Below are 25,899 nucleotides of genomic sequence, written 5' to 3'. Positions count from 1 at the left end.
CGGTACTCACGAGAACACATCATGGAATCTGCAAGAAACCGTGCCTGGCGTCGCAGCCAGGCCCGCAATCGTGGTGGCGACCGCGCCACGACCGCCTACCGCTACAAGCCCGAGAAGAGCTGGAAGCTGTTGTATACGCGCGATGCCAAGCTCGCGCGTGCACGCCAGCTGGGCTTCACCTATCCGGTCCTCAGCGCCCGGCAACTGCAGGAACAGGAATGATCGACCTGCTGTTCGTCTGCAGCCGCAACCAGCTGCGGAGCCCGACCGCCGAAGCCATGTGGCGACGGCGGCCCGGCTTCAACGCGCTGTCGGCCGGCACCAGCCCGCACGCACGACGCCCCATCGGCCCGGCGGATATCCGCTGGGCCGATGTCATCTTCGTGATGGAGGCCAAGCACCAGCATCGCCTGCGGGCCGCGTACGCGCGCCTGCTGGAACACAAGCGCCTGCATTGCCTGGACATCCCCGACGACTATCGCTGCATGGATCCGGTGTTGATGGACCTGCTGGACGCAAAGGTGACCACGTATCTCGATCAGCTGCCGGAAAAGCGGTAGATCAGCTCCGGATCGCCTTCGTCCAATCCATGCACGATGCCGCTGTCGATGAAACCCGAGGCGGGCATCACCTCGCGGATATGCAGCATCGTCGAGGAAGGATCGGGTGGTGCCATCGCAGGCTCCTGGACTGGATGCGCCCAGTCCATCGATCACGTCGGCCGTGTCTGCGTATCCGCCAAAGCCAGCGTGTGGTCGGCAGTCAATACACGCGGAACTCGGCACGGCAGCCGTCGCTGACCCACACCCCGCGGCGGTCCCAGCCCCAGTTGCGGTCCTCGACGCACGGCGTCACCGACTTCTGCTTGACCAGGCGCACTTCATGGCGCACCCGGATGCGGCATTCCTTGTCCTTCTGCTCGTAGGACTCGCAGACCAGGCGCTCGCCGTCGTCATCCCGATCACGATCCCGGCCGCGCCCCGGCCAGCGGCCGCGTCCCTGTTCGTCTGCCACGAACTCAGCGCGGCAGCCTTCGGTGACCCAGAGCATGCGGCGGCTCTGGCCCCAGTTCTGGTCCTCGACGCAGCGGGTGACCTACAGCTGCCTGGCCATGCGCATGCGGCCTTCGATCGGGCACTGCTGGGTCTTGTTGAACTGCGACTCGCAACGCAGCGGCGGAATGTGATCGCTGTCGTAGTCTTGGGCGGCCACCGTGGTGGCCACCAGCAGCAGGGCCAGGGCGGAGGTGGCAATGGGCGGCAACAGGCGATGGGTCATGGAGAGCCTCGGCAGGGGGAATGGGCCGCAAGAATGGACCAGCCCGAGGCCGTCGGAACGGATCGTTCCGGCGCTGGCTCAGTGGGGATTTAGTAGTGCGCACCGGCCCATGCAGGGCCTTACATCCCTTATCATCGCGGCACATCCGATCGCATCGGCTTACACCTTCTTACATGTCTCCCACGCATGCCGGCGCAGCCTGTGGCTGCCGTCACTGGCGTGCAGCCGGCTTGCGGAGGAGGATGCGCGGACCACGACGACCACAGGGGGTTGCGTTGATCAGCAGTACCGTCATTCATCGCTCGGCTGGCGCAGAGGCCGGGCAGGTGCGTGTCCTGGACACCACGTTCAAGGGCAAGCATGTGTTCATTGCGTGGGGCCTGCGCGGGCCGGAACTGACCCGCAGCGCAGACCCGCCCGCCACCGTGGCTGCGCGCAAGGCGTTGCACGCCGTGGCCGGCCACAGCGAAGGGCCGCGCAGCCCGGAGGTGTTCATCGCCAACCAGTCGGCGGTGGCGATTACCGTCTATCGGCTGCTGACCGAAGCGCGTTCGGGCGATGCCATCTTCTTCCTGTGTGATTCGCAGGCTGTGGTCGACTGGCTGATCACCGCACTGGAAGTCCAGGGCGAAGGCTGACGCTGCGCGCGGTCAGGCCAGCGCAGCGTCCACCGCCGCAAGCGCGTGCAGGGTGGTCGTGTCGAACAACGGCACCGCACTGTCCTCGGGGCGCACCAGCAGCATGATCTCGGTACAGCCGAGGATGATCGCTTCGGCGCCGCGCGCGACCAGCCGCGCAATCACGCCGGCGTACACCTGCCGCGAGTGCTCGCTGGCCACGCCGGCGATCAGCTCCTGGTAGATGATGTCGTGCACGCAGCGGCGATCATCAGCCTCTGGAACCAGTACCTGCAGCCCGAAGCGGTCCTGCAGCCGGTCGCGGTAGAACGCCTGCTCCATGGTGAAGGCGGTGCCGAGCAGTCCCACCTTGCGGATACCTGCCTGCAGGATCGCCGTGGCGGTCGGGTCGGCGATATGCAGCAGGGGCAGCGGGCATTCGGCTTCGATCCGGCCGGCCAGCATATGCATGGTGTTGGTGCAGATCACCAGTAGCTCGGCGCCACCGGCCTGCAGTCGCCGCGCGGCATCGAGCATGTGGTTGCCCAGCACATCCCACTGACCGTCGTGCTGCAACTGCTTGATGTCGGCGAAATCCACCGACCACAGCAGCAGTTGCGCCGAATGCGCGCCACCGAGGCGGTGCCGCACCGTCTCGTTGATGAGACGGTAGTACTGCGCCGAGCTTTCCCAGCTCATGCCGCCGATCAGGCCAAGGGTCTTCATGCTCAGCTCCATGCCAGGGAGTCGTCATTGCAGCACAGCAGGTGTGGCAGTTGCACCATACATTAGTGACTGCTAATGTGTTGATCATGATCGAGAACGCCCTGTTCAAGGCGCTGGCTGACCCCACCCGCCGCCACATCTTCGAAAAGCTGGCCGATGGCGGGCGGCATGCCAGCGCGCTGCGCGAGGGCATTGCGATCAGCCAGTCTGCGATGTCCCAGCACCTGGCAGTGCTGCGCGATGCAGGGCTGGTGCGTGAGCAGCGCCAGGGGCGCTTCGTCCACTATGAAGTCGATCCGCGCGGGCTGGCCCACATCGGACGCTGGCTGCAGCGTTACCGGGCCTACTGGCCGGCGCGGATGTCCGCACTGCAGAACCTGCTGGAGGAGATGGACTGATGGACGATGTTCTGAAGGAAGCGGCTCCCGCGCTGGTGATGGAGCAGCGGTTGCCTGCGCCACCGGAACGGGTCTGGCGCGCACTGTTCGATCCGGCACTGCGTGAGCGCTGGTTGCCTGCCGCCGATCTTGCCGATCCAAAGCCCTGCCTGTTCGAGGAGGGGCGGGAGCTCGGATTCCGCTTGCGCGATGCACAGCCCCCACATCTGCACAGCCTGGTGTGTTTCCGGCTGCGCGCTGATGAGGATGGGGGAACGGTGCTGACCATCGTGCATCGGCTCACCGACCGGCGCGCGCTAATACCGCCGGCGTCCAACGATGACCATCGCACGGTGATGCGCGCGGCGTGAGCCGGCGCCTGGATCGAACGCTACAGGGAGCAGGCACATGCGGGACAGAATGCAGCTGGTACCGATGGTGGTGGAACGCAGCGAGCGCGGTGAGCGCTCCTATGACATCTACTCGCGGCTCCTGCGCGAGCGCATCATCTTTCTCAACGGCGAAGTCGATGACACCGTATCGGCGCTGGTCTGCGCGCAACTGCTGTTCCTTGAATCTGAAAATCCGGAGAAGCCGATCCATCTGTACATCAACTCGCCGGGCGGGGTGATCTCCAGCGGCCTGGCGATGTATGACACGATGCAATACATCTCGGCCCCGGTGCATACGCTGTGCATGGGCACCGCGCGGTCGATGGGTTCGTTCCTGCTGATGGCCGGCGAGCCGGGTCACCGCGCGGCGCTGGCCAATGCCAGCCTGCATGTGCACCAGCCGCTGGGCGGGGTGCAGGGCCAGGCTTCGGACATCTTCATCCACGCCGAGGAGATGCAGCGCACCAAGCATCGCATCACCCAGCTGTATGCGCGGCATTGCGGACGCAGTTTCGAGGAGGTCGAACAGACCCTGGACCGCGATCGGTTCATGAGCGCCGAGCAGGCATGCGAATGGGGCCTGATCGACCAGGTACTGGTACGGCGCGACGCGCTCGCGGCCTGAGCCTGTTTCTGTAACCACCGCATCCATGCTGCACTGTGTGTGCCGCGCCAGGCCGGCGCACTCTATGCTGGTTGGATGTTCTGAAGTGGACGCCTGATATGGCCCTGCATACCTGGTGGTGGTTCCTGGCCACGGTCTTCGTGCTGTGCGGGACGCCTGGGCCCAACATGCTGCACATCCTTGGCCGCAGCGTCGGGCTGGGATTGCGCGGCAGTGTGCCGGCCATGGCCGGCTGCCTGCTGGCGATGCTGCTGGTGCTGGCGGCTTCCGCAGCGGGCCTGAGTGCGCTGCTGCATTCCTCGCCCATGCTGTTCGAGGTGCTGCGCTATCTCGGTGTGGCCTACCTGGCCTGGCTCGGCATCAAGGCCTGGCGCGACAGTTGCCGGCCCGCACCCGCGGTGGCCGATGCTGACGAGGTCACACTGGCGCCGGTACATGGCGCAGGAACGGTGTTCCGCGGCGGCCTGTGGGTCGGCCTGAGCAATCCCAAACTACTGCTGTTCGCCGCAGCGTTCCTGCCACAGTTCGTCGACCCGTCGCGCAGCCAGGCCGTGCAGTACAGCGTGCTGGTGGCGACCTTCGCGACCTGCGAACTGTTCTGGTACGTGATGTATGCGGCCGGTGGTCACGGCCTGCGCCGTTGGCTCGCCAAGCCATTCGCACGGCGCTGGTTCGAGCGGCTGGTGGGAAGCGTGTTCCTGGCTTTCGCAGTGGCGTTGTTGCGCTTCCGGCCGCGTTGATTCACGCCGCACACGCGGCCCGTTCACGAGCGCCGCATCGGTGGCGGCCTAGCCTGATCGCACCGTTTGCATTCCCTGCTGGGAAAGGATCGACATGATCAAGTGGGCCATCATCTTCGCCATCATCGGCATCATCGCGGGCGTGCTGGGCTTCGGCGGCATCGCTGGCGCCGCCGTGGGCATCGCCAAGTTCCTGTTCTGGGCAGGCATCATCATCGCCGTGGTGCTGTTCCTGATCGGCATGAGCGTGGCGAAGAAGGTCAGCTGAAGAAGGTCAGCTAGCGCCGTTCGCGCAGCAGCGTCTTCAGTGCGCGCTGCTGCGCGAGAACAGATTGATCACCAGTACGCCGGCGCAGATCAGGCCGATCCCGATCAATGCCGGTGCATCCAGCCGCTGCTTGAACACCACCAGGCCGATCAGCGAGATCAGCACGATGCCGACGCCGGACCAGATTGCATAGGCGATGCCGGTCGGCACCGACTTCATGGTGACCGACAGCAGGTAGAAGCACAGCCCATAGCCAACCAGCGCGCCCACTGTCGGCCACAGCCGGCTCATGCCGTCCGAGGCCTTCAGCAGCGACGTGGCGATCACTTCCAGCACGATGGCGGCGGCCAGGTAGACATAGGGGTTCATCGTGGGCTCCGGTTCACTGCGGGTCGCACCGGATCAGTCGTCGATGCGAGCGAAGCGCGCCTGCGGGCCGTGTTCGCCCGGAACCTGCTCGATGAACATCGGGTAGGGGCGTACCCACAGGCCGCCTTCGCCATAGAGTGCGCGATAGAGCACCATCGGCTCCAACGTCTCGCTGCTGCGGACGATGTCGATCACCTCGTAGTCGCCGCCCTTGAAGTGGCGATACCGGCCACGGGCGAGATCGGGCAGGGGAGTCAGCTCAGCCATGGCAGGGCGTGCTCACTTGCGCGCCGGGCTGGCGGGCTTGGCGCAGTACGCGTCGATGGCCTCGGCCGTGTTGGCCAGGCCCTGCGCCTGCGCCAGCTCCCAGGGGCGCTCGCAGCGCTGGCTGTGTTCGCACCACTGATACCCGGCAGAGCCGATACAGCCGTGCGCATCTCGGTCGCCCCCCACCACCGGCGTCGCTGGCGATGCCTCAGCGCGCGCGGTCGCCGTGTCCTGGCTGGCACAGGCGGCCAGAGCCAGCAGGGCCGGGATCAGAAGAAGCACCTTCATGTGCGAGCTCCGTGCCTAAAGCGACATTTTCTGTCGCAAATAGCTCGCCAGCAAGCGCTCAATGCACGGCGGCGCGGATCAACTCTTCGATCAGGATCAGATAGCTGGCCACGAAATAGAACTTCAGCAACGTCCAGCGTTGCTGTGAGAAGAAGGTGCGCATGTGGAAGGGGCCCCTGTTGATGACGGTAGTGTGAAGCCAGCCTGACTCCGTGACAAGGATCACGGAATGAACGGGCTAAACGGACTCAGGGATGTGAGGAAAGCCAAGATCCGACGCGAAGGCGCGGCATTTTCGTACAAATCTGATGGGCCATCCCGGAGGCGGTCGCTAGCCTGATGGTGTAACGGCAAGCGGCCCGCTGCCTGCCACTGCACCCTTTCATCCGCAGGAGCCTCCCGATGGTCATCACCGTCCAATGCAATGCCCAGCGCTGGTCCGTACTGCATCCGCAGGTGAGCGACACCACCGGTTACGCCCGGGGCGCCGACGCCTTTGATGCCGCCGCCGCGCTGGCCCTGGAGCATCACCGCCGCACCGGCCAGCGCAGCACGGTGCGGGTCGAGGCGCTTGGCAACACGGTAGACGCGCTTTACGTTGGAGAGTGACGCCAGCCCCCGTAGTGCAGTCAGCCACGGTTGAGTTGTTTGAATGGGGGAACAACTGCCATCGCGCCTCCCTCTGTGCGCCGGGCCGTGAATCCCGGATGCTTGCGCCATCGTATTCATCTGGAGATCTCGATGGGCAAGGCACTCACCTGGCGCACCCTGGCCTGCACCCTGTTGCCGATGCTGGCGGCCGCCGGCGGCGCCCAGGCGCAGAGCTATGGCTACGGCTACGACGACGATCGCTATGGCGGCCGCGATGGCAGTGGCATCGTGCGCTGCGAGTCGGTCAAGAACCGCAGCAACGAGTGCCGCCTGGATGGCCGCGCGCGGCTGATCCGCCAGTTGTCCGGTTCGCCCTGTGTGGAAGGTGATACCTGGGGCCAGTCGCGCAACGGCGTCTGGGTCACACAGGGGTGCCGTGCCGAATTCGTCGGTGAATACCGCCGCGGCGGCGGCTGGGGCGGCAATGGCGGCGGCTGGGGCAACGGCAATGGATGGGGTGGCGGCGATGTGGTTACCTGCCATTCCAATGGCCACCGGCAGGAGTACTGCGATGCCCGCATCCGCCGGGGCGTGCGCCTGATCCGCCAGGACTCGCGCAGTGCCTGCATCGAAGGCCAGAGCTGGGGCTGGGATCGCCGCGGCATCTGGGTGAGCGATGGCTGCAGGGCGCAGTTTCAGGTGAACTGAGCTTTACGGATTCAACCCATGAAAATCAGAATAATCTGATACAGCTCACATTTTGAACGCCGTATCGTCTGTGATCAGGGTGCCTTGCGTGCCCTGATTACCGATGTCGATTGCCGTAGCCGGCATCAGCATCGCGCCGCCGTCGATACGCTGCCTCAAGGAGTGAGCTGCATGTTGATCCGCCTGCAATGCGAACAGCGCCAGTGGCGCGTGCTGCACCCGGATAGGCCGGAGCCAATCGAGTTCCGTGATGGCGCACGAGCCTATGACTTTGCCGAGACCCTGGCCCGCCTGCACTTCGTCGACACCGGGCAGCGCGCCGCCGTGCGCGTGGAGGCCAGCGGGGCGTTCGTGGAAGCGGTCAGTTACGGTTGAGCGTGGGGCGCCTGCCGGGGCAGGCCTGCGGGGTCCGGCCATCCACGCATGGCGTGGAACCACCTGCTTCCACCGTGGAAGGTGCGAGCCTTCGGCTGCACCTTCCCGTGATGCGTGGATTCCTGATCGGCCTCAGCCCGCTGCGCTCAGCGGTGGGCTGCCTGCGGCCAGCTGTGGCCAACGCTTGAGCACGGCGGCGCGGATGCCGGCCGCATCGATACCGGCTTCGGCCAGCAGGTCCTCGCGGCTGGCGTGGTGCTGGTAGCTGTCGGGCAGGCCCAGGTGCAGGATCGGACGCAGCACGCCTTCGGCATTGAGCAGTTCACCGACACCGGAACCGGCACCGCCGGCCACGACGTTGTCTTCGATCGTGACCAGGCCCTCGTGCTGCGCGGCCATGGTCAGCACCAGCTCGCGATCCAGTGGCTTGATGAAGCGCATGTTGACCACGCTCAGGCCCAGTTCGCGGCCGACCTGCTCGGCGGCGGGCACGGTGCTGCCGAAGGCAAGCAGGGCGATGCGGTTGCCCTGCAGGCGCAACTCGCCCTTGCCGATCGGCAGGGTCGACAGGTCGGTGCCGGCCGCAACGCCGGTACCCGTACCGCGCGGGTAGCGCACGGCCGCCGGACCCGGGTGCTGCAGGCCGGTGCTGAGCATCTGCCGGCACTCGGCTTCATTGGAGGGTGCCATCACCACCATGTTCGGCACGCAGCGCAGGAAGCTGAGGTCGAGGTTGCCGGCGTGGGTCGCGCCGTCCGGACCGACCACGCCAGCGCGGTCGATCGCAAACAGCACGTCCAGATCCTGGATCGCCACGTCGTGCACCAGCTGGTCGTACGCTCGCTGCAGGAAGGTGGAGTAGATCGCCACCACCGGCTTGCCACCCTGGGTGGCCATGCCGGCGGCGAGGGTGACCGCGTGCTGCTCGGCGATCGCCACGTCGAAATAGCGCTGCGGGTATTCCTTGCTGAAGCGCACCAGACCAGAGCCTTCGCGCATCGCCGGAGTGATGCCGTAGAGGCGCGGCTCGGCGGCGGCGGCATCGCACAGCCAGTCGCTGAATACATCGGTATAGGTCGGCTTCTTGGCCCCGGCCTTGGCCACCAGGCCCTTGTCCGGATCGAACGGGCCCACGGCGTGGTAACCGATCTGATCGCCTTCTGCCGGCTCGTAGCCCTTGCCCTTGGTGGTCATCACATGCAGCAGCTTCGGGCCCTTGGAGGCGCGCAGCGTCTTCAGGGTGGACAACAGGGCCGGCATGTCGTGGCCGTCGATCGGGCCGGTGTAGTGGAAGCCCATTTCCTCGAACATCGTGGAGGGCACGAACATGCCCTTCCAGTGTTCTTCCCAGCGCTTCACGAAACGCGCCGGGTTGTTCTTCTTGTCACCGAGGATCTTCTTGCCACCTTCGCGCAGCGCGTTGAGCGTACGGCTGCCGGTCGCTCGGCCCAGCATCTTGGTCAGGCCGCCCACTGCCTCGGAGATCGACATGTTGTTGTCGTTGAGGATCACCAGCAGGTTCGGCTCCGGCTCCATGCCACCGGCGTGCATCAGCGCCTCAAATGCCATGCCGGCAGTCATCGCGCCGTCACCGATCACTGCCACGACCTTGCGGTCGTCGCCTTCGGACTGGCGGGCGATGGCCATGCCGAGCGCGGCCGAGATCGAGGTGGAGGAGTGGCCGACGCCGAAGGTGTCGTACTCGCTTTCCTCGCGCTTCGGAAACGGCGCGACACCGTCCTTCTGCTTGACAGTATGGATCTCGTCGCGGCGGCCGGTCAGGATCTTGTGCGGGTAGGTCTGATGGCCGACGTCCCACACCAGCTGGTCGACCGGGGTCTGGTACAGATAGTGCAGGGCCACGGTGAGCTCGATAACGCCCAGGCCGGCGGCGAAGTGACCTCCGCTCTTGCCCACCGATTCGATGAGGTAGGTGCGCAGTTCGTCGGCGACCGCCCTCAATTCGGATTCGTCGAACGTGCGCAGGTCATCCGGTGTCTGGATGCGCGCGAGGCGGGGATAGCGGGCAGAGTCGATCATCATGTTCGCACTTTTTCTGAACGCCCATTTTCGCCCTCAAACGGGGGTGGGGCAAGCAAACGCCGCCGTCCGTGACAGGACGGTGAGGGTTGCATTTTCGGGCATTCAGGTGCTGAGTTTCGAGCGCTTGGGTAACTGCGCCTTCAGGAAGGCCATCTGGTCGGCCAGGATGTTGCGGTTGGACAGGATCAGGTGCTCGATCCAGCTGGGCCGGTAGGGCACTGCCAGCAGGGGCATGCCGGCCTGCTGCGGGGTGCGGTCGCTCTTGCGCGAATTGCAGTGGAAGCACGCGGTGACCACGTTTTCCCAGCAGTCCAGGCCACCTTTGGACAGCGGCATGACATGGTCGCGGGTAAGCGTCGGGCGGGTGAACTGCTGGCCGCAGTACATGCACAGATGGGCGTCGCGGGCGAACAGGGCCTGATTGGTCAGGTTCGGCGTCGGGTCGATCGCGCGGGAGCGGGCGTGGCCGCGGGCGGCGATGATCGGGTGCAGGTCCATGCCGCTCTGCAGGCCGCTGAAGCGGTTGGTGCCACCGTGGATATGCAGGCAGGGATCGCCGAGCGTCCAGGCCACTGCCTCGCGGGCGTAGAGGCAGGCCGCATCCTGCCAGGTGATCCAGTCCAGTACGCGTCCGTGGGCATCAAGCGAGAGCAGCCGGACCGAACCGGGGCGATGCAGCGTCGTGGCGTTGGGCGATGCTTCGGCGCCCGGAGCAGAAAACGGAGCTCCGGCTTCGATCAGACCCAAGCGTGTAGTGTCTGTCTCCATCGGGAGAACAGCTTATACCTGAATGTTGACGATTTGTGTATCGCCGACAGGCGATACACAAATCGTCAACATTCAGGTCCGCGCATTCCACCTATTCCCCGCGCCTGTCGGCGCGCCCCCTTTAACAAAAGGGGGCTCTTCTCCAGATGGATTTCGGGGGGGACCATCCACGCATGGCGTGGATCTACGCAGTTCGCGGGGAACTGTCAGAGGCGGGGTGGTGTGGGGTGGCAGGACCGTTGGCGCCATGGATGGCGCCATCGAGCCCCCATGGATGGGTTTACGGCGTGTCCTGCCAGCCCACACCGCCCCGCCATCCACCGGGATGCAGCTGTTGCTGTTGCGGTTGCCGGCCAGCGGCCGGCACTACCGGTGCCGGGCGTAGCCCGGCTCAGGCGCCGAAGCGCTCGTCGTCCATCGCCATCAGCGGGGCGGCGCCGGACTGGATCGCAGCGGCGTGGCTGAGCGTGCGCGGCAGCACACGGGCGAAGTAGAACCGCGCGGTCTCGCGCTTGCCCTGGGCGAAGGCGGCGCCGTGTGCGCTGGCGTCGGCGGCGGCGACGCTGCGGGCCCACCAGTAGGCCAGCACCACGTAACCCGAATAGAACAGGTAGTCGTAGCTGGCCGCGCCCAGTTCGTCCGGATTGCCGGCCGCGCGCTGGAGCACATCCATCGTCAGCTTGCCCCATTCGGCGGCCTTGGCGCGCAGCGGGCCAATGAACTCGGCCAGCGCTTCGTTGCCCTCGTGTTCCTTGGCGAAGGCTTCGATCTCGGCCAGCATCAGCTTCAGGCCGGCGCCCTGGCTGGACGCGGTCTTGCGGCCGATCAGGTCCAGCGCCTGGATGCCGGTGGTGCCTTCATACAGCGTGGTGATGCGGGCGTCGCGGGCCAGCTGCTCCATGCCGTGCTCGCGGATGTAGCCATGGCCACCGAAGCACTGCAGGGCGTTGTAGGTGTTCTCGATGCCCCATTCGGTCTGGCAGGCCTTCGAGATCGGGGTCAGGAAGCTCACCAGGGTGTCGGCGCGCTCGCGCTCAGCGGCATCCTCGGCATGGTGGGCAACGTCGATGAGGGTGGCGGCGTGCAGCGCCAGCAGGCGGCTGCCTTCGACCAGCGACTTCACCGTCAGCAGCATGCGGCGCACATCCGGGTGGACCAGGATCGGGTCGGCCGGCTTGTCCGGGAACCTGGCACCACTCAGGGCGCGCGACTGCAGGCGCTCACGGCTGTACTTCAGCGCGTTCTGGTAGGCGCGCTCGGACAGGCCGATGCCCTGCAGGCCGACCCCCAGGCGCGCGGTGTTCATCATGGTGAACATCGCCTGCAGGCCCTTGTGCGGCTGGCCGACCAGGTAGCCCTGCGCGCCATCGAAGTTCATCACGCAGGTGACCGACCCCTTGATGCCCATCTTGTGCTCGATCGAGCCGCAGCGCAGTGCGTTGCGCTCGCCGACGTTGCCGTCGCGGTCGACCTTGAACTTCGGGGTGACGAACAGCGAGATGCCCTTGGCACCTGGGGGAGCGTCGGGCAGCTTGGCCAGCACCAGGTGCACGATGTTCCCGGTCAGGTCGTGCTCGCCGGCGGTGATGAAGATCTTGGTGCCGGTGATCGAATAGCTCCCATCGGCGTTCGGCTCGGCCTTGGTCTTGAGCAGGCCGAGGTCGGTACCGCAGTGCGGTTCGGTCAGGCACATGGTGCCGGTCCAGCGGCCCTCGATCAGCGGCTTGAGGAAAGCCTCGTGCTGCCAGGCCTCGCCGTGCTGCTTCAGCGCTTCGATGGCGCCGTGGGAGAGCAGCGGGAAGTTGCCCCACGCCAGGTTGGCGGCATTGATCATTTCGTTCAGCGGCACGCCCAGGGTGTGCGGCAGGCCCTGGCCGCCCAGCTCCGGCGAGGCGGTCAGGCCGGTCCAGCCGCCATCGACGAACTGGTCGTAGGCCTGCTTGAAGCCGGGCGGGGTGGTCACTTCACCGGTGGCCTGGTCGAGCACGCAGCCGATCTCGTCGCCGACGCTGTTGAGCGGGGCCAGTACGGTGGCGCTGAAGCGGCCGGCTTCCTCCAGCACGGCATCGACCACGTCGGCGGTGGCGTCGGTGAAGCCCAGGCGGGCGAACAGGGGTTCGACCTTGAGCACGTCGTGCAGGGCGAAACGGAGGTCGGAAAGCGGGGCGGTGTAGCTGCTCATCGGTACGTCTCGATTTGATCAGGGCAGGGGAGAGCGGCGCCGGGCGCCGCCACGAAAGGCGCGTTCAGCGCAGCACGCCGGGCAGGCCGGGGGCCTGGTTGAGGGTGCTGCGGCTGCTGATGTCGAAGCTGCGCTGCTTCTTTTCCTGCGGCGTGGCCGCCACCGTTCCCTTCAGGCCATAGGCCAGGGTGCGGTTGCTGGCCAGCGCATCGGCCACCACCAGGCGCGCGGCCGAGCTGGGCACCAGGTCGACATTGATCACGTCGGCGGAGGTGCCGCCGATGGAGATGCCAGGCTTCGCGTGCAGGGTGCCGGCTTCGTTGTCGCCGACGGTCAGCGCCAGCGAGACGTCATCGAAGGTCATCGGCATCGAGCTGAAGTTCTGCAGGCGCAGGGCCACGGTCCAGTTGCCGTCGGCACGCACGGTCAGCTGCTGCAGGCTGGCCGCCGGTTCCGAAACACGCTTGACGATGCCGTTGTTGCAGGCAACAAGGGCGAGGGTGCACAGGACAATCAAGGCGATACGGAAACGGTGGAGCATGGGCGCAAGTCCTCTGGAGGGGTGCGTTTGGATAAGCATACTACGGCGTATGGTTGTTTGGATCGCCTGTGGCGACCCGTCGCAGAGGGTAGCGCGTGAAGATGGCGGCCGGGCGTGCGCGGTGCCGGACGGCGCGCGCGCGGCGCCGCGGTTGCGACGCGGTTCAATCGGTGGGCGTATCGCGAAGCGGGGCCATCAGGCGCAGCGGGCGCAGGTCGTAGCCCATGGCCTCGGCTTTTTCTTTCAGCGCTTCGAAGCGTGCGCGATCCATTTCCGGCAGGCGCGAGAGGATCCACAGGTACTTCCGGTCCGGTTCACCGACCAGTGCCCACTGATAGTCCGGGTCCAGCGCCAGCACCCAGTAGTCGGCCCAGACCAGCGGGACCCAGCTCAGCCAGTCCGGCGCGAAGCGCACCTGCAACTGGCCGGGATGGCCGGCCACCGCGCGTGCCACGCCTTCGGCGACCACGCGCTCACCGTCGCCGTTGCGGCAGGCGTTGGTGACACTGATGCGGCCATCGCTGCGCAGTCCGTAGTTGGCGGTGATCTCGCCCACGCACTGCTTCTGGAACGAGACCGGAAGATGCGCAATCTCGTGCCACTGGCCGGCGTAGCGATCGATGTCCAGGCGCTCGACCGCGCGCACAGGTTCAGTGGCGATCACCGGGAAAGCGGCCAGCAGCAGGCAGGCGAACAGGGCGGGGCGCAGAGGCATCGGTAGGCTCCAGGCAGGAGTCTGGAGCGTAGGTGCCGCCGCGCATGCCGGTGTAAATGTTTCGTCAACCGGGCGTGTGCGCGGGCGCCGCATCCGCCACTCGTGCAGTGCGCGAAGCACGGACAAAAAAAGACCTGCATCTCTGCAGGTCTCGAAAGATGGTGGCCGAAGACGGAATCGAACCGCCGACACGGGGATTTTCAATCCCCTGCTCTACCAACTGAGCTACTCGGCCAAACTGTGTGGCAATCACGATCAACTGCGATTCCCGAAAAAAAGACCCGCATTTCTGCAGGCTGTCGAACGTGGTGGCCGAGGACGGAATCGAACCGCCGACACGGGGATTTTCAATCCCCTGCTCTACCAACTGAGCTACTCGGCCACGTAGTTCATTGCAGCGAGGTCGCTGCCAAGGACGCGCATATTACGGAGGTCAGCCGGCTACGGCAAGCATTTTGGCAAAAAACCTTCACATTGCCGTCTGCGCAGACGCAAGTACTTGATCCGCCGTCGCGGGGCAGGGGGGGCGCTGGATGCCGATTCATCCGTGCGCGGTGGCGCGGTGATCATCGCGTGCGGCGGAATTCAGCGGGCCACGGTGATCGACAAACGCGGCGTGGCGCGGCCTGCGCGTGGACGGCACCGATACCGGACATGGAACGCTGTTTTCGTGACCCCCATGGGGGAACGCTGCGGCGTAGTGTCGGCGTTCCTTCCTGATGCTGGCAACAGCAGAGACCGTCGTCATGTCCGACTCATCGACCACCACCCGCATCGTGCTGGCGTCGCGTCCGCAGGGGGCGCCCACTGCAGCCAATTTCCGCCTGGAGCAGGCCGCGCTGCCGCCCTTGGGCGACGGTGAGGTGCTGCTGCGCAATCGCTACCTCTCACTGGACCCGTACATGCGTGGACGCATGGATGAGGGACCGTCGTATGCCGCGCCGGTGGCAGTGGAAGCTGTGATGGAAGGCCAGACCGTGGCCGAGGTATTGCAGTCCAGGGCTGCGGGTGTCGCAGTGGGCGAACGGGTGCTGGCGCCGGGCGGGTGGCAGACCCACGCGGTGCTGCCGGCCAAGGCGCTGGGCCGCCGCCTGGACCCGGCCGGGCTGCCGTTGAGTACGGCGCTGGGGGTGTATGGCATGCCGGGCTTCACCGCCTATTCCAGCCTTCATGAAATCTCCCGCCTGCAGCCGGGAGAGACGCTGGTGGTGGCCGCCGCAACGGGGCCGGTCGGCGCGACCGTGGCGCAGTTGGCCAAGCTGCAGGGCGCGCGCGTAGTGGCTATCGCCGGTGGCGAGGCCAAGCGTGCCTATCTGCAGACGCTGGGCGTGGACGTGGCGCTGGATCATCGCGCGGCTGATTTTGCCGAGCAGCTGCGCGCGCGGTACCTGCGGGTATCGACGTGTACCTCGAGAACGTCGGGGGCCATGTGCTGGATGCGGTGCTGCCGTTGCTCAACGACTTCGCCCGCATTCCGGTGTGCGGCACCATCGCCACCTACAACAATCGTGGTGTTGCGCAGCCTGGCCCGGACCGCCTGCCGGTGCTGTTCAGCCAGATCCTGCGCCAGCGCCTGACCGTGCGCGGTTTCATCGTGCACGACTTCAAGCACCTGTGGCCGGACTTCGAGCGCGAGATGGCGCAGTGGCTGCGTGAGGGCCGCATCCAGTACCGCGAGGATGTGGTGGAAGGGCTGGAAAATGCACCGGAGGCGTTCTTCGGGCTGCTGCAGGGGCACAACTTCGGCAAGCTGGTGGTGAAGCTGGACTGAGGGCTTGGCCGATGCCGGCCAAGGTTGGCGCTTGCGGGTCGTGTCAGCCGTTGGCGATCTTTTCCCGGCGCAGCAGTTCGCGCTTGCGTGCCACGCCCCAGGCATAGCCGGACAGGTCGCCGTCACGGCGCACCACCCGGTGGCAGGGCACCGCCACGGCCAGCGGATTGCTTGCGCAGGCGCGTGCCACCGCGCGGCTCGATCGCGGCGCGCCGATACGCGCGGCGATTTCGGCATATGAGGCCGTCTGTCCGCGCGGAATCTGCTGCAGCGCCTGCCATACACGTTGCTGGAAGGCCGTGCCGCGGATGTCCAGCGGCAGCGTGGCGCCTCGCGAGGGATCCTCGACCAGGCCCACCACCTGTGCCACCAGTTGTTCATAGCCGCTGTCGGCCCCGACCAGTTCGGCCTGGCGGAAGCGCTGCTGCAGTGACTGCAGCAGCGCTTCCGGATCGTCGCCGAGCAGGATCGCGACCACGCCGGTGGCACTGCTGGCCACCAGCACGCTGCCCAACGAACTTTCGGCAAGCGCGAAGTGGATGACTTCGCCGCGACCACCGGCACGCCATTGCTTCGGCGTCATGCCCAGCAGCTTCGGCGCGTTCTCGTAGAAGCGACCGCTGGAGCCGAAGCCGGCATCGTGGAAGGCGTCGGTGATGCGTTCCTGTTGTTCCAGCCCGGTGCGCAGGCGGTCGGCGCGCAGCGCGGCAGCGTACTGCTTCGGGGTCAACCCGGTTGCTTCCTTGAAAAGGCGATGCAGACGGGTTGGGCTGCAACCCGCGATCCCGGCCAGTTCCTGCAGCGAGGGTTCGTCGTGGCTGGCTTGAAGGTGGCGGCAAACCCGTTCGACGCGGGCATCGAGGGCGGTGGTGGCGGTGCTGTCCATGGCCGGATTCTGGCACGTGCTGGTTCTGCGGAAACTCCGTTTCCTGCACCGATGGGCCGGGCCCGGAAACGGAGTGTTGGCAGGCGAGAGGCGCGGCATCGTGGCGGCCACTTCACAACCGGTACCACGACCATGCGGCTGAACAACAAGATCGCTCTCATCACCGGTGCCAGCGCCGGCATCGGCCGCGCCAGCGCGCTGCGCTTCGCTGCAGAAGGGGCAAAGCTGGTGCTCAACGCACGGCGGCCGGAGCCGCTGCAGGCGCTGGCCGAGCAGATCCGCGCCGCCGGTGGCGAGGTGGTGGTGCATGCCGCGGACGTGGCTGATCCGGCCACGGCACCGGCGCTGGTGGAACTGGCCCAGCAGTCATTCGGTGGGTTGGACATCGCGCTCAACAATGCCGGCATGCTCGGCCCCGGTGCACCGGCAGCAGAGTTCCCGGTGGATGCGTGGCGCGAGGTGATGGCCACCAATCTCGATGCCGCCTTCCATGCCGCACGCGCCCAGTTGCCGGCGTTGCTGGCACGCGGCGGTGGCTCACTGGTGTTTGTCGGCACCTTCGTCGGCCACACCGTCGGCTTCCCGGGAATGGCGGCCTATGCGTCGAGCAAGGCCGGCTTGATCGGCCTGAGCCAGGTGATCGCCGCCGAATACGGCGCGCGTGGCGTGCGCAGCAACGTGCTGCTGCCCGGGGGCACCGATACCGAGATGGGCCGGCAGGCGGCACCGACCGGTGATGCGCGTGATTTCGTGCGCTCGCTGCATGCACTCAAGCGCATGGCCAAGCCGGAGGAGATCGCCAATGCGGCGTTGTTCCTGGCCAGCGATGAAAGCAGCTTCGTTACCGGTACCGCAATGCGCGTTGAAGGCGGCGTGTCGATCACCCGAACCTGAGCGCCGTCACGTGCGACGCGAGTAGCGGAGGCCGCTGCTCGCCATGAATCCCTTCGGGTCAAACCGGGCCCAAGCCTCGCCCCAGCTGAAGCGGGCGTGGCCGCCGCTCAACGTGCGACCCAGCGCTGCACCCAGCGTGCGGCGCATGAAGGCAACTTCGGCATTGATCGCAGCCTGGCTCGGCCAGCCGTCGTCCAGCGTCGCACCAGGCAGGTCGACACTCATGGTCACAATGTCGAGGTATTGGCCGTGGAAGCACAGGCTGATGCCAGCGGGTGCACCGCCCAGGCTGAGCCGGTGCAGGCTCAGCCAGACATAGCCGGTGCCGACATCGCGCTCGCCATGCGTCAGCGTGGCGAAGGCGATGCGCGCCTCCTGCAGTGAGAGGCTGGGACAGATCAGGTTCGGCAGCGTGCCGAGCTGGATGCTGCCGTCGGTTGGATTGAAGTTCATCGGCACGGTGTGTGCCGCGTGCTGGGCGGGCGGGGGCATGGGTGTACGCGGAATTCGTGCTGCATCGGATTCTGGGCGTGTGTTCACCGTCGCAGCAAGTGGGTTCGTGCACACGCTGTTGGCGCGGGACTGACCTGTGGATTACCCGCCGGCCTCTAGCGTGGGGCAGAACGTCGGCCTGATGCCGATGAGGGAGTAATCAGATGAACGAGCCAGACAAGGATCAGGACCCGAAGCAGGGCATCCAGGAAAGCCGCCAGGACCGGAAGCAGGACAACGTGGCGAAGCAGCGGCCGGGCCAGTGCGACCAACAGGTGCGTGATGCGCATTCGCGCAGCCCGCGCCGCAAGGATGGCGGCCAGGAACCCGGCTAGGCGGATTCCAGACAAGAAAAAACCCGTAGATCGCCAGGATCTACGGGTTCTTCTGAATAGTGGTGGAGCCAAGGAGGATCGAACTCCTGACCTCGTCATTGCGAACGACGCGCTCTCCCAGCTGAGCTATGGCCCCACGGCAGGGCTGCAGTGTAGCGCTGCCTGCCGGGCTTGCCAAGCGCCGGGCAGGGACGACGCAAGGCCTGGATCCACCGCCGTACCGGCCGGATTCGGGCCAGTGCTTGGCGCAGCAGGGCGAATTCGACAGAGATCAGGCGTTGCGCAAGGCAATGCCAGGGGCGTCAGCAATGAGCAGTCTTTCCGCGAAGCCGTGGCGCCGTAGAAGTAAGGCGAGAGTTGGTTTCGCAGCGCGCATGCGGGCGACTTGCGAGGGTCGATGTCGCGCTGACCCGGCTGCCAGGAGCTTCGGGGTCAGCTCCGTTTTCCTTGGGAGAACGGAGCTGACCCCAGGCGTTGCCGGCGGACTGTGCCGAAACCGCTTGTTTCGCCGGGTTCGGGTGCCGCGCAACGAAATCGTAACAATTTGGGGGATAATGGCCGCTTGCGCAGTTTTCCCCCTTTTTGCCGCCCGGCTCGCGCAGGCCGCACGGACGCCTCCTCAGAGCATTCCATGCCCTCCCATTCCGATTCCCGCCGCCTGTCGGGTCTGTCGTCTTCCTTCGTTTCCTTCCGTCGCCATCCGCTGGCCTTGGCCTGCGCCGGCCTGGCCCTGGTCGGCAGCTTCGGTGCCGCCGCGCAGGACAGCGCGCCGACCCCGACCGGCCTGGACACGATCACCGTGACCGCCGAGCACCGCGAGCAGAACCTGCAGGAAGTGCCGGTCTCGGTGGGCGTGGTGCAGGGCGAGCGCATGCGCGACTTCACCGCCGGCGGCGACGACACCCTGCTGGCACTGTCCGGCCGCGTGCCTAGCCTGTATGCGGAAACCACCACCGGCCGCATCTTCCCGCGCTTCTATATCCGTGGCCTCGGCAATATCGACTTCTACCTGGGGGCCTCGCAGCCGGTGTCGATCATCCAGGACGATGTGGTGCTGGAGCACGTGGTGCTGAAGTCCAACCCGGTCTATGACGTGGACCAGGTGGAAGTGCTGCGTGGCCCGCAGGGCTCGCTGTTCGGCCGCAACACCACCGCCGGCATCGTCAAGTTCGACACCCTGAAGCCGACCCAGGACTACACCGGCCGGGTCAGCGCCAGCTACGCGACCTACAACAGCGTGTCGATCGACGGCGGCTTCGGCGGTCCGATCAATGACATCGCCTCGTTCCGCGTGTCGGCGCTGTACCAGCACCGCGATGACTACGTCGACAACACCTACAAGGGCCCGAGTGCCGACGGCACGGTCAGCCCGAAGAAGAACGCGATGGGCGGCTTCGATGACCGCAACGTACGCGCGCAGCTGCTGCTGACCCCGAGCGACCAGTTCTCGATCCTGGCCTCGGCCCACGCCCGTGACTACGAAGGCACCTCGACCCTGTTCCTGCGCGGTGCGCTGACCAAGGGCTCGAACAAGACCGACGTGCCGCGCGACAAGGTTGCCTACGACGAAGCCGACAACAACCCGCAGGCCTACAAGACCTACGGCGGCTCGGTGAAGGCACGCTACGACTTCGGCGCGATCGACTTCACCTCAATCACCGCCTACGAAACCACCTCGGGCTACAGCCGTGGCGACACCGACGGCGGCGCTGCGGTGAATTTCCCGGTGAACGGCGTGCCGAACGGCTACGGCCAGTCGATGGGCCGCATCCGCGACCTGGACCAGTGGACCCAGGAATTCCGCCTGGCCAGCCATGACGACAGCGCGCTGCAGTGGCAGGCCGGTGCGTTCTACTTCAACGGCAGCGACACCACCGACTTCTACCAGCGCGCCTGGTTCCTGCAGGGCGCGGCACGCAACCCGAACAACTGGGTGCGCCTGCGCAACAAGAACACCTCGTGGGCCGGTTTCGGCCAGCTGAGCTACGCCTTCACCGACAAGTTCACCGTCACCGCCGGCCTGCGCCAGACCCGGGACGAGAAGCACACCCGCCTGCTGAAGACGGCTGACACTGCCGCTGGCGTGGCCACCTACAAGGGCCGCACCGACGTCAAGATGTCCGACACCACCCCGAGCTGGGATCTGAGCGCGATGTATCAGATCACGCCGGACGTGAGCGTCTATGCCAAGGTCGCCCGCGGCTTCCGCGGCCCGACCATCCAGGGCCGCTCGGCCGTGTTCAATGCCGACTTCACCACCGCCGATTCCGAGACCATCCTGTCCTGGGAAGCGGGCGTGAAGAGCAGCCTGTGGGACAACCGCCTGCGCTTGAACGCCACCGCGTTCACCTACACCGTCAACGACATCCAGCTCAACGGCAACGATTCGGACGGCAACGGCGTGCTGTTCAACGCCGACAAGGCCAAGGCCTATGGTTTCGAAGCGGACATGGAGCTGCGCCCGATCCCGAACCTGACCCTGAGCGCCGGCCTGAGCCTGCTGCACAGCGAGATCAAGGACAAGCGCGTCTACGCGCAGGTCTGCGGCCTCAACGGCCAGGTGGTGTGCACGGTGAATGACCCGACCATCAAGGTCGGTGCCAACACCTTCGCGCAGATCGACGGCAACCCGCTGCCGAACGCGCCGAAGTACAACGTCAACCTGGCCGCCCGTTACGACTTCCCGGTCAGCGACGCGGGCACCATGTTCGTGTCCACCGACTGGAACAAGCAGGGCTACACCAGCTTCGTGCTGTACGACAGCAAGGAGTTCAACTCCAAAGGTGATTTCGAAGGCGGCCTGAAGATCGGCTACTCGGGCAACTATGGTGCCTACGAAGTGGCGCTGTTCGCGCGCAACATCACCAACGAGAAGAACCTCAAGGGTGTGATCGAGAACTATATGGCTGCGGTATACAACGAACCGCGCACCGTCGGTGTCTCGCTGAACATGAACTGGTAATGCGTTGCCACGGTGGCGGGTCTTCCCGCCATCGTACTGCTGGAATGCAAAGGGCGGCCCAGTGATCCGGGTCGCCCTTTTTCATGGCCTTCGACGGTGACCGGAACGCAATCCCGCGCCGCGCTCGGCGCTTCAGCGTGCAGGCAGCAGCGCCTGCAGCCGCGACTCCAGTTCCTGCTGGCGCCAGCCGGCCAGTGCGGCCGGCCATTGGCGGCGCTCCAGGTAGCTTTCCAGATGTTTGCGCGAGGCCAGCACGCCATCCGGCAGACCCAGCTCGCGGCTGCGCTCGGCAACGGCGTCCTGCAGCCTCTTCAGTGCCTGCTTGTTGGTGTCGTTGGCGGGCAATGCCAGCGGTGCCTCGGCCTCATCGGCCAGCGGTGTGTCCAGCGCCTGCCACACCGCGCCGGCGAGCTTGCGCGGTGCCTTCGGGAACTGTTCAAACAGCGTGGCCAGCGCGGCGGCATCGGCCGGTGGCGTGCGTGCCAGCGTGGCGGCCAGTTCGTTGTCCAGGATCCAGCTGCGCGGGCGGTCGCTGCTGCGTGCCTGCACATCACGCCAGCGCAGCAGGCGCAGCAGGCGGCGCTGCGCGGGAGCATCGAGAAACTGCGCTGAGCGCATCGCCAGATGCGGCCAGCGGTCCTCGTCATTGGCGACGCTGGCCAGCAGGCGCTCGCCGTCGTCGTGCAGCCACTGCTGGCGGCCCAGCGCCTGCAACTTGGCATCAATGGCGTCATGCAGCGCGAACAGGTGCTCGACGTCGTCGGCGGCGTATTGCAGTTGCGACTCCGAGAGCGGACGGCGCATCCAGTCCGAGCGGGTTTCGCCCTTGGCCAGCGCCACGCCGGTGATTTCCGCGACCAGCTTCTGGTAGCCCATGCCGCCACCAATGCCGGCCAGCGAGGCGCCGATCTGTGTGTCGAACAGCGGTCGCGGCAACACGCCGCAGGTCCACTTGAAGGCAACCAGGTCTTCGCTGGCGCTGTGCATCACCTTGGTGATCGACTCATCGGCCAGCCACGGCGCCAGTGCCTCGGCCATGCCGGGAATCAGCGGATCGATCAGCAGGATGTCCTGCCCGACCGCCATCTGCACCAGAGCCAACTGCGGCCAGAACGTGCGTTCACGGATGAATTCGGTGTCCAGGCCGATGCGGGCCGGACGCTGCTGGAAGTACGCATCCAGCTCGGCGGGGGTGGTGATCCAGGTTGCCACGGGTCAGGGCCTACTACTCGGGTTTGCTCAGGCAGGGGAGAATAGCCTAACGTCGGTCCGCGTCCGTGCCGAAGGAGATCCTGCTTGCGTTTTCCGCTGTCGTCCGTGCTGTGCACCGCTCTGGCCGTGGCCTTGGCCGGTTGCACGCCGTCGCCCTCGGCAACACCGGAGCCGGGGCCGGCTGCTGGCGAAGACGCGCGGCCGCAGGAAGGTTCACTGGCGGAGCCGACGCCGGGGGTGGGGCAGGGTAGCGTCACCATTGCCGGTGAGGATGCCACCGAGGACGTGCAGCGGTGGACACCGCCACGCGTCGACCGGCAGGGCCGCAGCGTCGCCCAGCTGCGCCGCGCAGCCGAAAAGGCGTTCAGCGAAGGGCACCTGTACGAGGACGCCGACGCGGCGGTTCCGCTGTGGCTGGCGGTGCAGGAGGAAGATCCGGATGATCGCCTGGCCCGCAGCGGCCTGCAGCGTGCTCGCCAGCGCCTGCAGCAGCAGGCCGATGCTCTGCTGGTTCGGCCACTACGGCAGCGCGAGGCGCTGGCCGAGGCGAGTCGCCAGGCACTGGTGCTGCTGACCCTGGCGCCGAAGGATGAGAAGGTGCGCGCGCTGCAGGGCCGGGTGGAGCTCGCCCAGCGCGTGGTGGCCTATAACCGTGCCGGCGAGGAAGACCTGCGATCGGGGCGGATCGGCGAGGACGGTGACGGTGCGATTGGCAACTTCCGTGAAGCGCTGGCTCTGGACGAAGACAACAGCCGGGCGCGGCAGGGCCTGGCGGCGGCCGAAAGTGGCCTGATCCGCCGGGCCGAGGACGCCGCGCGCGTACGCGACTTTGCCAGTGCGGGCACCTGGCTGGCCGAAGCCAGCAAGGTCCGTGACTCGTCACCGACCATTGCCGATGCCTTCGAGCGCATCGAGCAGATCCGCGCCGCCGCGCTGCTGCAGCTGCGTGATGAGGGCCTGCGCGAGCTGGCCACGCCGCAGGGGCTGAAGCCGGCGCGCGAAAAGCTGGCCGAGGCCCTGCGCATCGCCTTGCCGGGGGATGCGGTGGTGGCCCAGCTGCGCGAACGCATCGATCTGGCCACCCATTACGGCAGCTTCCGCCCGGGCCAGGTGTTCAGCGACGCGATGCGTGATGGTGGGCGCGGTCCGCAGATGGTGGTTGTGCCGCATGGCGGCTTCCAGATGGGCGCGGGTGATGCCGAGCCCGGCTCCACCGACGCCGAGCGCCCCTCCCATTACGTTCGCTTTGACCGCGGCTTCGCGATGGCGATCACTGAGGTTACCGTCGGCGATTTCGAGCGCTATGTGAAGTCGACCAATGCACGACCACGTGCGACCCGGCGCGGCCACTCGGTGGTCTATGACGAGCGCAGCGGCAATTTCATCCGCCGCAGCGGCGTCGACTGGCGTTCGGATTACGATGGCGCGCGCGCACTGGGTAACTCGCCGGTGATGCATGTCAGCGTGCGGGATGCCGAGAACTACGCGGCATGGCTGTCCGAGCAGACCGGACGCAGCTACCGGCTGCCGAGCGAGGCCGAATTCGAATATGCGCTGCGCGCCGGGAGCAGTGGCCGCTACCCCTGGGGAGACGCCGGTACGCCGCCGCCGGGCAGCGGCAACTTCACCGGCAGCAAGGACGTCTCGCCTTCGGGTCGGCACTGGCACAACGCTTTCATCGGCTATGGCGATGGCTGGTGGGGACCAGCGCCGGTGGCCAGTTTCCAGGCCAATGCTTTCGGCCTGCACGACATGGCCGGGAATCTGAGCGAATGGGTGGCCGACTGCTGGCACGCCAGCTACCGGCGTGCGCCGTCCGATGGTGTCGCCTGGTTCAACCCGGGCTGCCGGTCACGGGTGATCCGGGGCGGCAACTGGGCCAATGCGCCCGAGCAGACCCGTGCGGCCTGGCGGCAATCGCAGGATTCGGACACCACCAATGCGCGCATCGGCTTCCGCCTGGTGCGCGGCATCTGAGCGGCATCGGGCTTCACCCGCTGCTGGCGTCCGCGCACTAAGATTGCGCCGTGCCCGCCAGCCGGCGGGGTCTGCTGGAAGACCACCGATGCGCAACGATCCCTTTTCCCGCTCGCCCCAAGGTCCGCAGCGACGCGGCCTGTTCGGCAACATCCGCTGGTGGGTGCTGCTGCTGGCGGCGGGCTATGCGGTGTTCTACTGGTTCTCCAATCGCACCGTCGATCCCTACACTGGCGAGAAGGTGATGATCGACAGCAGCCTGGATGCGCGCCAGGAGACCGCGCTCGGTCTGCAGGCCTACCAGCAGATCCTCTCGCAGGAACGGCCGATGGATCCGAATGCGCCGATCGCGCGCGATGTGCGCGACATCGCGCAGCGCCTGATCGCCAAGGTGGACGTGGTGGAGACCGCGCTGGCACAGGAGCACGGCGTGCAGCCGGCGCATTTCGCGCGGGATTTCCAGTGGGAAGTGAACGTGATCCCGTCCGGGCAGGCCAATGCGTTCTGCCTGCCGGGCGGCAAGATGGCGGTCTACACCGGCCTGGTGCCGGTGGCGCGTACGCGTGATGCGATGGCGGTGGTGATGGGCCATGAGATCGCCCACGCGCTGTTGCGCCATGGTGCGCAGCGGATGGCGCAGCAGAAGCTGACCCAGATCGGGCAGATGGCCGGTGCCGCCAGCGGCATGGATGCGCAGCAGCAACAGATGATGATGTCGGCGATGGGCTACGGCTATCTGCTGCCCTATGCGCGCAGCCACGAGACGCAGGCCGATGAAGTGGGGCTGATGCTGGCTGCGGCGGCGTGCTTCGATCCCCGCGAGGCGGTGCCGCTGTGGCAGCGCATGGGCCAGGCCAGTGGCGGCCAGGCGCCGCCGGAGTTCGCTTCCACCCACCCGAATCCGGGCACCCGCATCCAGAACCTGCAGGCACTGATGCCGAAGGCGCTCGAGTACCGGCAGAAGTTCTGCGAGCAGGCAAAGTAGAGGGTGTTCGGCAGGGCTTGCAGCCCTGCACCTGCCGAAGCCAGAGCAACAGCAACAGCAACAGCCGAAGCAAAAGCTGGCTATCCGTGGGATGGCGGGGTGGGTCCGGTTGCGGGAGACGCCGTAAACCCGTCCATGGGGGCTTGGCCGCGGCATCCATGCCGCGGACACTCCCGCAACCGGACCCACCCCGCCTTCGACAGATTTCTGCGACCTGCCGGAATGGCGCTTGGGGTCAGATCCGTTTTCCGCAGGAAAACGGATCTGACCCCGAATTGATTCGATATCTGAAAGAGATTCATCCACGCATGGCGTGGATCTACCCCATCGCGGAAAACTGTCAGAGGTGGGGCGGTGTCGGAGTGCGGGGTGTCTGATCTGGCCCCCCGTCAGCGGACGCCAAGAAGCGATACTTTGATCGCACTTGGAGGTCCCTTATGTCCCGTATCACCCGTCGTAGGTATACCGATGAGTTCAAGCACCAAGCCGTGGAGTTGGCCGAGTCGCTCGGGCCT

Annotated in this window: 28 protein-coding genes, 3 tRNA genes and 3 pseudogenes; 17 read left to right on the top strand and 17 right to left on the bottom strand. The window is 66.4% G+C overall.

Annotated features, from left to right (window positions below; all coding sequences use genetic code 11):
• Window positions 1–21 precede the first annotated feature (21 nt).
• Both AC5P7S_RS10290 and AC5P7S_RS10285 read left to right on the top strand, forming a co-directional pair.
• A complete protein-coding gene (locus tag AC5P7S_RS10290; RefSeq protein ID WP_005417854.1) occupies window positions 22–222 on the top strand; it encodes a hypothetical protein in 201 nt (66 codons plus the stop codon).
• Window positions 219–560, top strand: coding sequence for a low molecular weight protein tyrosine phosphatase family protein (locus tag AC5P7S_RS10285; RefSeq protein WP_095377623.1), 342 nt, complete (start codon window positions 219–221; stop codon window positions 558–560). The genes AC5P7S_RS10290 and AC5P7S_RS10285 overlap by 4 nt, the downstream gene beginning before the upstream one ends.
• On the opposite strand, the pseudogene AC5P7S_RS10280 reads toward AC5P7S_RS10285, so the two are convergent.
• Window positions 539–625, bottom strand: a pseudogene (locus tag AC5P7S_RS10280) (GNAT family N-acetyltransferase); the annotation flags it as partial. The gene AC5P7S_RS10285 and the pseudogene AC5P7S_RS10280 overlap by 22 nt on opposite strands.
• A 137-nt stretch (window positions 626–762) precedes the next feature.
• Window positions 763–1,278 (bottom strand): annotated as a pseudogene (locus tag AC5P7S_RS10275) (DUF3011 domain-containing protein).
• Window positions 1,279–1,520: 242 nt separating this feature from the next.
• Here AC5P7S_RS10275 and AC5P7S_RS10270 point away from each other — a divergent pair.
• Window positions 1,521–1,916, top strand: coding sequence for a hypothetical protein (locus AC5P7S_RS10270; protein WP_061478088.1), 396 nt, complete (start codon window positions 1,521–1,523; stop codon window positions 1,914–1,916).
• Between the two features lie 12 nt (window positions 1,917–1,928).
• Here the strand turns inward: AC5P7S_RS10270 and AC5P7S_RS10265 are convergent, their stop codons facing one another.
• Entirely contained in the window at window positions 1,929–2,633 is a 705-nt protein-coding gene (locus AC5P7S_RS10265; protein ID WP_321573326.1) for an aspartate/glutamate racemase family protein, read from the bottom strand.
• Between the two features lie 74 nt (window positions 2,634–2,707).
• On the opposite strand from AC5P7S_RS10265, the gene AC5P7S_RS10260 reads away from it, so the two are divergent.
• From AC5P7S_RS10260 to AC5P7S_RS10240, 5 genes are all read left to right on the top strand, one after another.
• Window positions 2,708–3,019 carry an ArsR/SmtB family transcription factor gene (locus AC5P7S_RS10260; RefSeq protein ID WP_005417843.1) on the top strand — a complete coding sequence of 104 codons (312 nt, stop codon included), beginning with the start codon at window positions 2,708–2,710 and terminating at the stop codon, window positions 3,017–3,019.
• Window positions 3,019–3,369 carry an SRPBCC family protein gene (locus AC5P7S_RS10255; RefSeq protein WP_065179579.1) on the top strand — a complete coding sequence of 117 codons (351 nt, stop codon included), beginning with the start codon at window positions 3,019–3,021 and terminating at the stop codon, window positions 3,367–3,369. Before AC5P7S_RS10260 ends, AC5P7S_RS10255 begins: the two co-directional genes overlap by 1 nt.
• Before the next feature lie 37 nt (window positions 3,370–3,406).
• A complete protein-coding gene (locus tag AC5P7S_RS10250) occupies window positions 3,407–4,015 on the top strand; it encodes an ATP-dependent Clp protease proteolytic subunit (RefSeq protein WP_053499231.1) in 609 nt (202 codons plus the stop codon).
• A 98-nt stretch (window positions 4,016–4,113) separates the two neighbouring features.
• Entirely contained in the window at window positions 4,114–4,755 is a 642-nt protein-coding gene (locus AC5P7S_RS10245) for a LysE family translocator (RefSeq protein ID WP_095377622.1), read from the top strand.
• A gap of 94 nt (window positions 4,756–4,849) precedes the next feature.
• Window positions 4,850–5,023: a DUF1328 domain-containing protein gene (locus AC5P7S_RS10240; RefSeq protein WP_005417836.1), complete on the top strand. Its 174-nt coding sequence runs from the start codon at window positions 4,850–4,852 to the stop codon at window positions 5,021–5,023.
• Window positions 5,024–5,059: 36 nt separating this feature from the next.
• Here AC5P7S_RS10240 and AC5P7S_RS10235 read toward each other — a convergent pair whose 3' ends face one another.
• Genes AC5P7S_RS10235 through AC5P7S_RS10225 form a run of 3 tightly spaced genes read right to left on the bottom strand, consistent with a single transcriptional unit; the run spans window position 5,060 to window position 5,947 of the window.
• Window positions 5,060–5,392 (bottom strand): SMR family transporter, encoded by a 333-nt coding sequence (locus AC5P7S_RS10235; RefSeq protein ID WP_065179577.1) that lies wholly within the window; start codon window positions 5,390–5,392, stop codon window positions 5,060–5,062.
• 33 nt (window positions 5,393–5,425) lie between these two features.
• Window positions 5,426–5,659, bottom strand: a complete 234-nt coding sequence (locus AC5P7S_RS10230) for a DUF1653 domain-containing protein (protein ID WP_005417832.1) — start codon at window positions 5,657–5,659, stop codon at window positions 5,426–5,428.
• A 12-nt stretch (window positions 5,660–5,671) separates the two neighbouring features.
• Complete coding sequence (locus AC5P7S_RS10225; RefSeq protein ID WP_005417831.1) at window positions 5,672–5,947, bottom strand: hypothetical protein; 276 nt, start codon at window positions 5,945–5,947, stop codon at window positions 5,672–5,674.
• Between the two features lie 402 nt (window positions 5,948–6,349).
• Between AC5P7S_RS10225 and AC5P7S_RS10220 the strand changes: the two genes are divergently transcribed.
• From AC5P7S_RS10220 to AC5P7S_RS10210, 3 genes are all read left to right on the top strand, one after another.
• Window positions 6,350–6,556: a hypothetical protein gene (locus AC5P7S_RS10220; RefSeq protein ID WP_005417826.1), complete on the top strand. Its 207-nt coding sequence runs from the start codon at window positions 6,350–6,352 to the stop codon at window positions 6,554–6,556.
• A gap of 132 nt (window positions 6,557–6,688) precedes the next feature.
• The gene (locus AC5P7S_RS10215; protein ID WP_095377621.1) at window positions 6,689–7,246 is read left to right on the top strand and encodes a DUF3011 domain-containing protein; all 558 of its coding nucleotides are present in this window, start codon (window positions 6,689–6,691) and stop codon (window positions 7,244–7,246) included.
• Between the two features lie 171 nt (window positions 7,247–7,417).
• The gene (locus AC5P7S_RS10210; RefSeq protein WP_005417823.1) at window positions 7,418–7,621 is read left to right on the top strand and encodes a hypothetical protein; all 204 of its coding nucleotides are present in this window, start codon (window positions 7,418–7,420) and stop codon (window positions 7,619–7,621) included.
• A 132-nt stretch (window positions 7,622–7,753) separates the two neighbouring features.
• On the opposite strand, the gene dxs is transcribed toward AC5P7S_RS10210, so the two are convergent.
• The 7 genes from dxs to AC5P7S_RS10175 all read right to left on the bottom strand — a co-directional run bounded on the left by dxs (window position 7,754) and on the right by AC5P7S_RS10175 (window position 14,252).
• Complete coding sequence (gene dxs, locus AC5P7S_RS10205) at window positions 7,754–9,661, bottom strand: 1-deoxy-D-xylulose-5-phosphate synthase (protein ID WP_095377664.1); 1,908 nt, start codon at window positions 9,659–9,661, stop codon at window positions 7,754–7,756.
• A 105-nt stretch (window positions 9,662–9,766) separates the two neighbouring features.
• The gene (locus tag AC5P7S_RS10200) at window positions 9,767–10,432 is read right to left on the bottom strand and encodes an HNH endonuclease (RefSeq protein ID WP_032954353.1); all 666 of its coding nucleotides are present in this window, start codon (window positions 10,430–10,432) and stop codon (window positions 9,767–9,769) included.
• A 391-nt stretch (window positions 10,433–10,823) separates the two neighbouring features.
• Window positions 10,824–12,614: an acyl-CoA dehydrogenase C-terminal domain-containing protein gene (locus tag AC5P7S_RS10195; RefSeq protein WP_065196611.1), complete on the bottom strand. Its 1,791-nt coding sequence runs from the start codon at window positions 12,612–12,614 to the stop codon at window positions 10,824–10,826.
• 64 nt (window positions 12,615–12,678) lie between these two features.
• Window positions 12,679–13,155 carry an LEA/WHy family protein gene (locus AC5P7S_RS10190; protein WP_053501243.1) on the bottom strand — a complete coding sequence of 159 codons (477 nt, stop codon included), beginning with the start codon at window positions 13,153–13,155 and terminating at the stop codon, window positions 12,679–12,681.
• Between the two features lie 163 nt (window positions 13,156–13,318).
• Entirely contained in the window at window positions 13,319–13,870 is a 552-nt protein-coding gene (locus AC5P7S_RS10185) for a lipocalin family protein (RefSeq protein WP_069139810.1), read from the bottom strand.
• 159 nt (window positions 13,871–14,029) lie between these two features.
• Window positions 14,030–14,105: transfer RNA gene (locus tag AC5P7S_RS10180), tRNA-Phe, on the bottom strand.
• Window positions 14,106–14,176: 71 nt separating this feature from the next.
• Window positions 14,177–14,252: transfer RNA gene (locus tag AC5P7S_RS10175), tRNA-Phe, on the bottom strand.
• A 364-nt stretch (window positions 14,253–14,616) separates the two neighbouring features.
• Here AC5P7S_RS10175 and curA point away from each other — a divergent pair.
• A pseudogene (gene curA, locus AC5P7S_RS10170) lies at window positions 14,617–15,641 on the top strand (NADPH-dependent curcumin/dihydrocurcumin reductase).
• 43 nt (window positions 15,642–15,684) lie between these two features.
• On the opposite strand, the gene AC5P7S_RS10165 reads toward curA, so the two are convergent.
• Window positions 15,685–16,527, bottom strand: coding sequence for a bifunctional transcriptional activator/DNA repair enzyme AdaA (locus AC5P7S_RS10165; protein ID WP_069139808.1), 843 nt, complete (start codon window positions 16,525–16,527; stop codon window positions 15,685–15,687).
• A 132-nt stretch (window positions 16,528–16,659) separates the two neighbouring features.
• Between AC5P7S_RS10165 and AC5P7S_RS10160 the strand changes: the two genes are divergently transcribed.
• On the top strand, window positions 16,660–17,421 hold the full coding sequence (locus AC5P7S_RS10160) for an SDR family oxidoreductase (protein WP_032954356.1): 762 nt from the start codon (window positions 16,660–16,662) through the stop codon (window positions 17,419–17,421).
• A 6-nt stretch (window positions 17,422–17,427) separates the two neighbouring features.
• On the opposite strand, the gene AC5P7S_RS10155 is transcribed toward AC5P7S_RS10160, so the two are convergent.
• The gene (locus AC5P7S_RS10155) at window positions 17,428–17,913 is read right to left on the bottom strand and encodes a hypothetical protein (protein WP_095377620.1); all 486 of its coding nucleotides are present in this window, start codon (window positions 17,911–17,913) and stop codon (window positions 17,428–17,430) included.
• A gap of 164 nt (window positions 17,914–18,077) precedes the next feature.
• Between AC5P7S_RS10155 and AC5P7S_RS10150 the strand changes: the two genes are divergently transcribed.
• Entirely contained in the window at window positions 18,078–18,248 is a 171-nt protein-coding gene (locus AC5P7S_RS10150) for a hypothetical protein (protein ID WP_005417792.1), read from the top strand.
• Window positions 18,249–18,308: 60 nt separating this feature from the next.
• On the opposite strand, the gene AC5P7S_RS10145 is transcribed toward AC5P7S_RS10150, so the two are convergent.
• A tRNA-Ala gene (locus AC5P7S_RS10145) sits at window positions 18,309–18,384 on the bottom strand.
• Between the two features lie 495 nt (window positions 18,385–18,879).
• On the opposite strand from AC5P7S_RS10145, the gene AC5P7S_RS10140 reads away from it, so the two are divergent.
• Complete coding sequence (locus AC5P7S_RS10140) at window positions 18,880–21,210, top strand: TonB-dependent receptor (protein WP_095377619.1); 2,331 nt, start codon at window positions 18,880–18,882, stop codon at window positions 21,208–21,210.
• 132 nt (window positions 21,211–21,342) lie between these two features.
• Here AC5P7S_RS10140 and rnd read toward each other — a convergent pair whose 3' ends face one another.
• Window positions 21,343–22,422, bottom strand: coding sequence for a ribonuclease D (rnd, locus tag AC5P7S_RS10135; RefSeq protein ID WP_005417789.1), 1,080 nt, complete (start codon window positions 22,420–22,422; stop codon window positions 21,343–21,345).
• A gap of 84 nt (window positions 22,423–22,506) precedes the next feature.
• Between rnd and AC5P7S_RS10130 the strand changes: the two genes are divergently transcribed.
• The gene (locus tag AC5P7S_RS10130) at window positions 22,507–24,399 is read left to right on the top strand and encodes a formylglycine-generating enzyme family protein (RefSeq protein WP_065179569.1); all 1,893 of its coding nucleotides are present in this window, start codon (window positions 22,507–22,509) and stop codon (window positions 24,397–24,399) included.
• 88 nt (window positions 24,400–24,487) lie between these two features.
• The gene (locus AC5P7S_RS10125) at window positions 24,488–25,384 is read left to right on the top strand and encodes a M48 family metallopeptidase (protein WP_053500725.1); all 897 of its coding nucleotides are present in this window, start codon (window positions 24,488–24,490) and stop codon (window positions 25,382–25,384) included.
• The last annotated feature ends 515 nt before the right edge of the window (window positions 25,385–25,899 follow it).

The organism is Stenotrophomonas sp. YJH_SMC_32, assembly GCF_059369975.1.
This window is presented reverse-complemented; position numbering and strand designations above follow the sequence as displayed.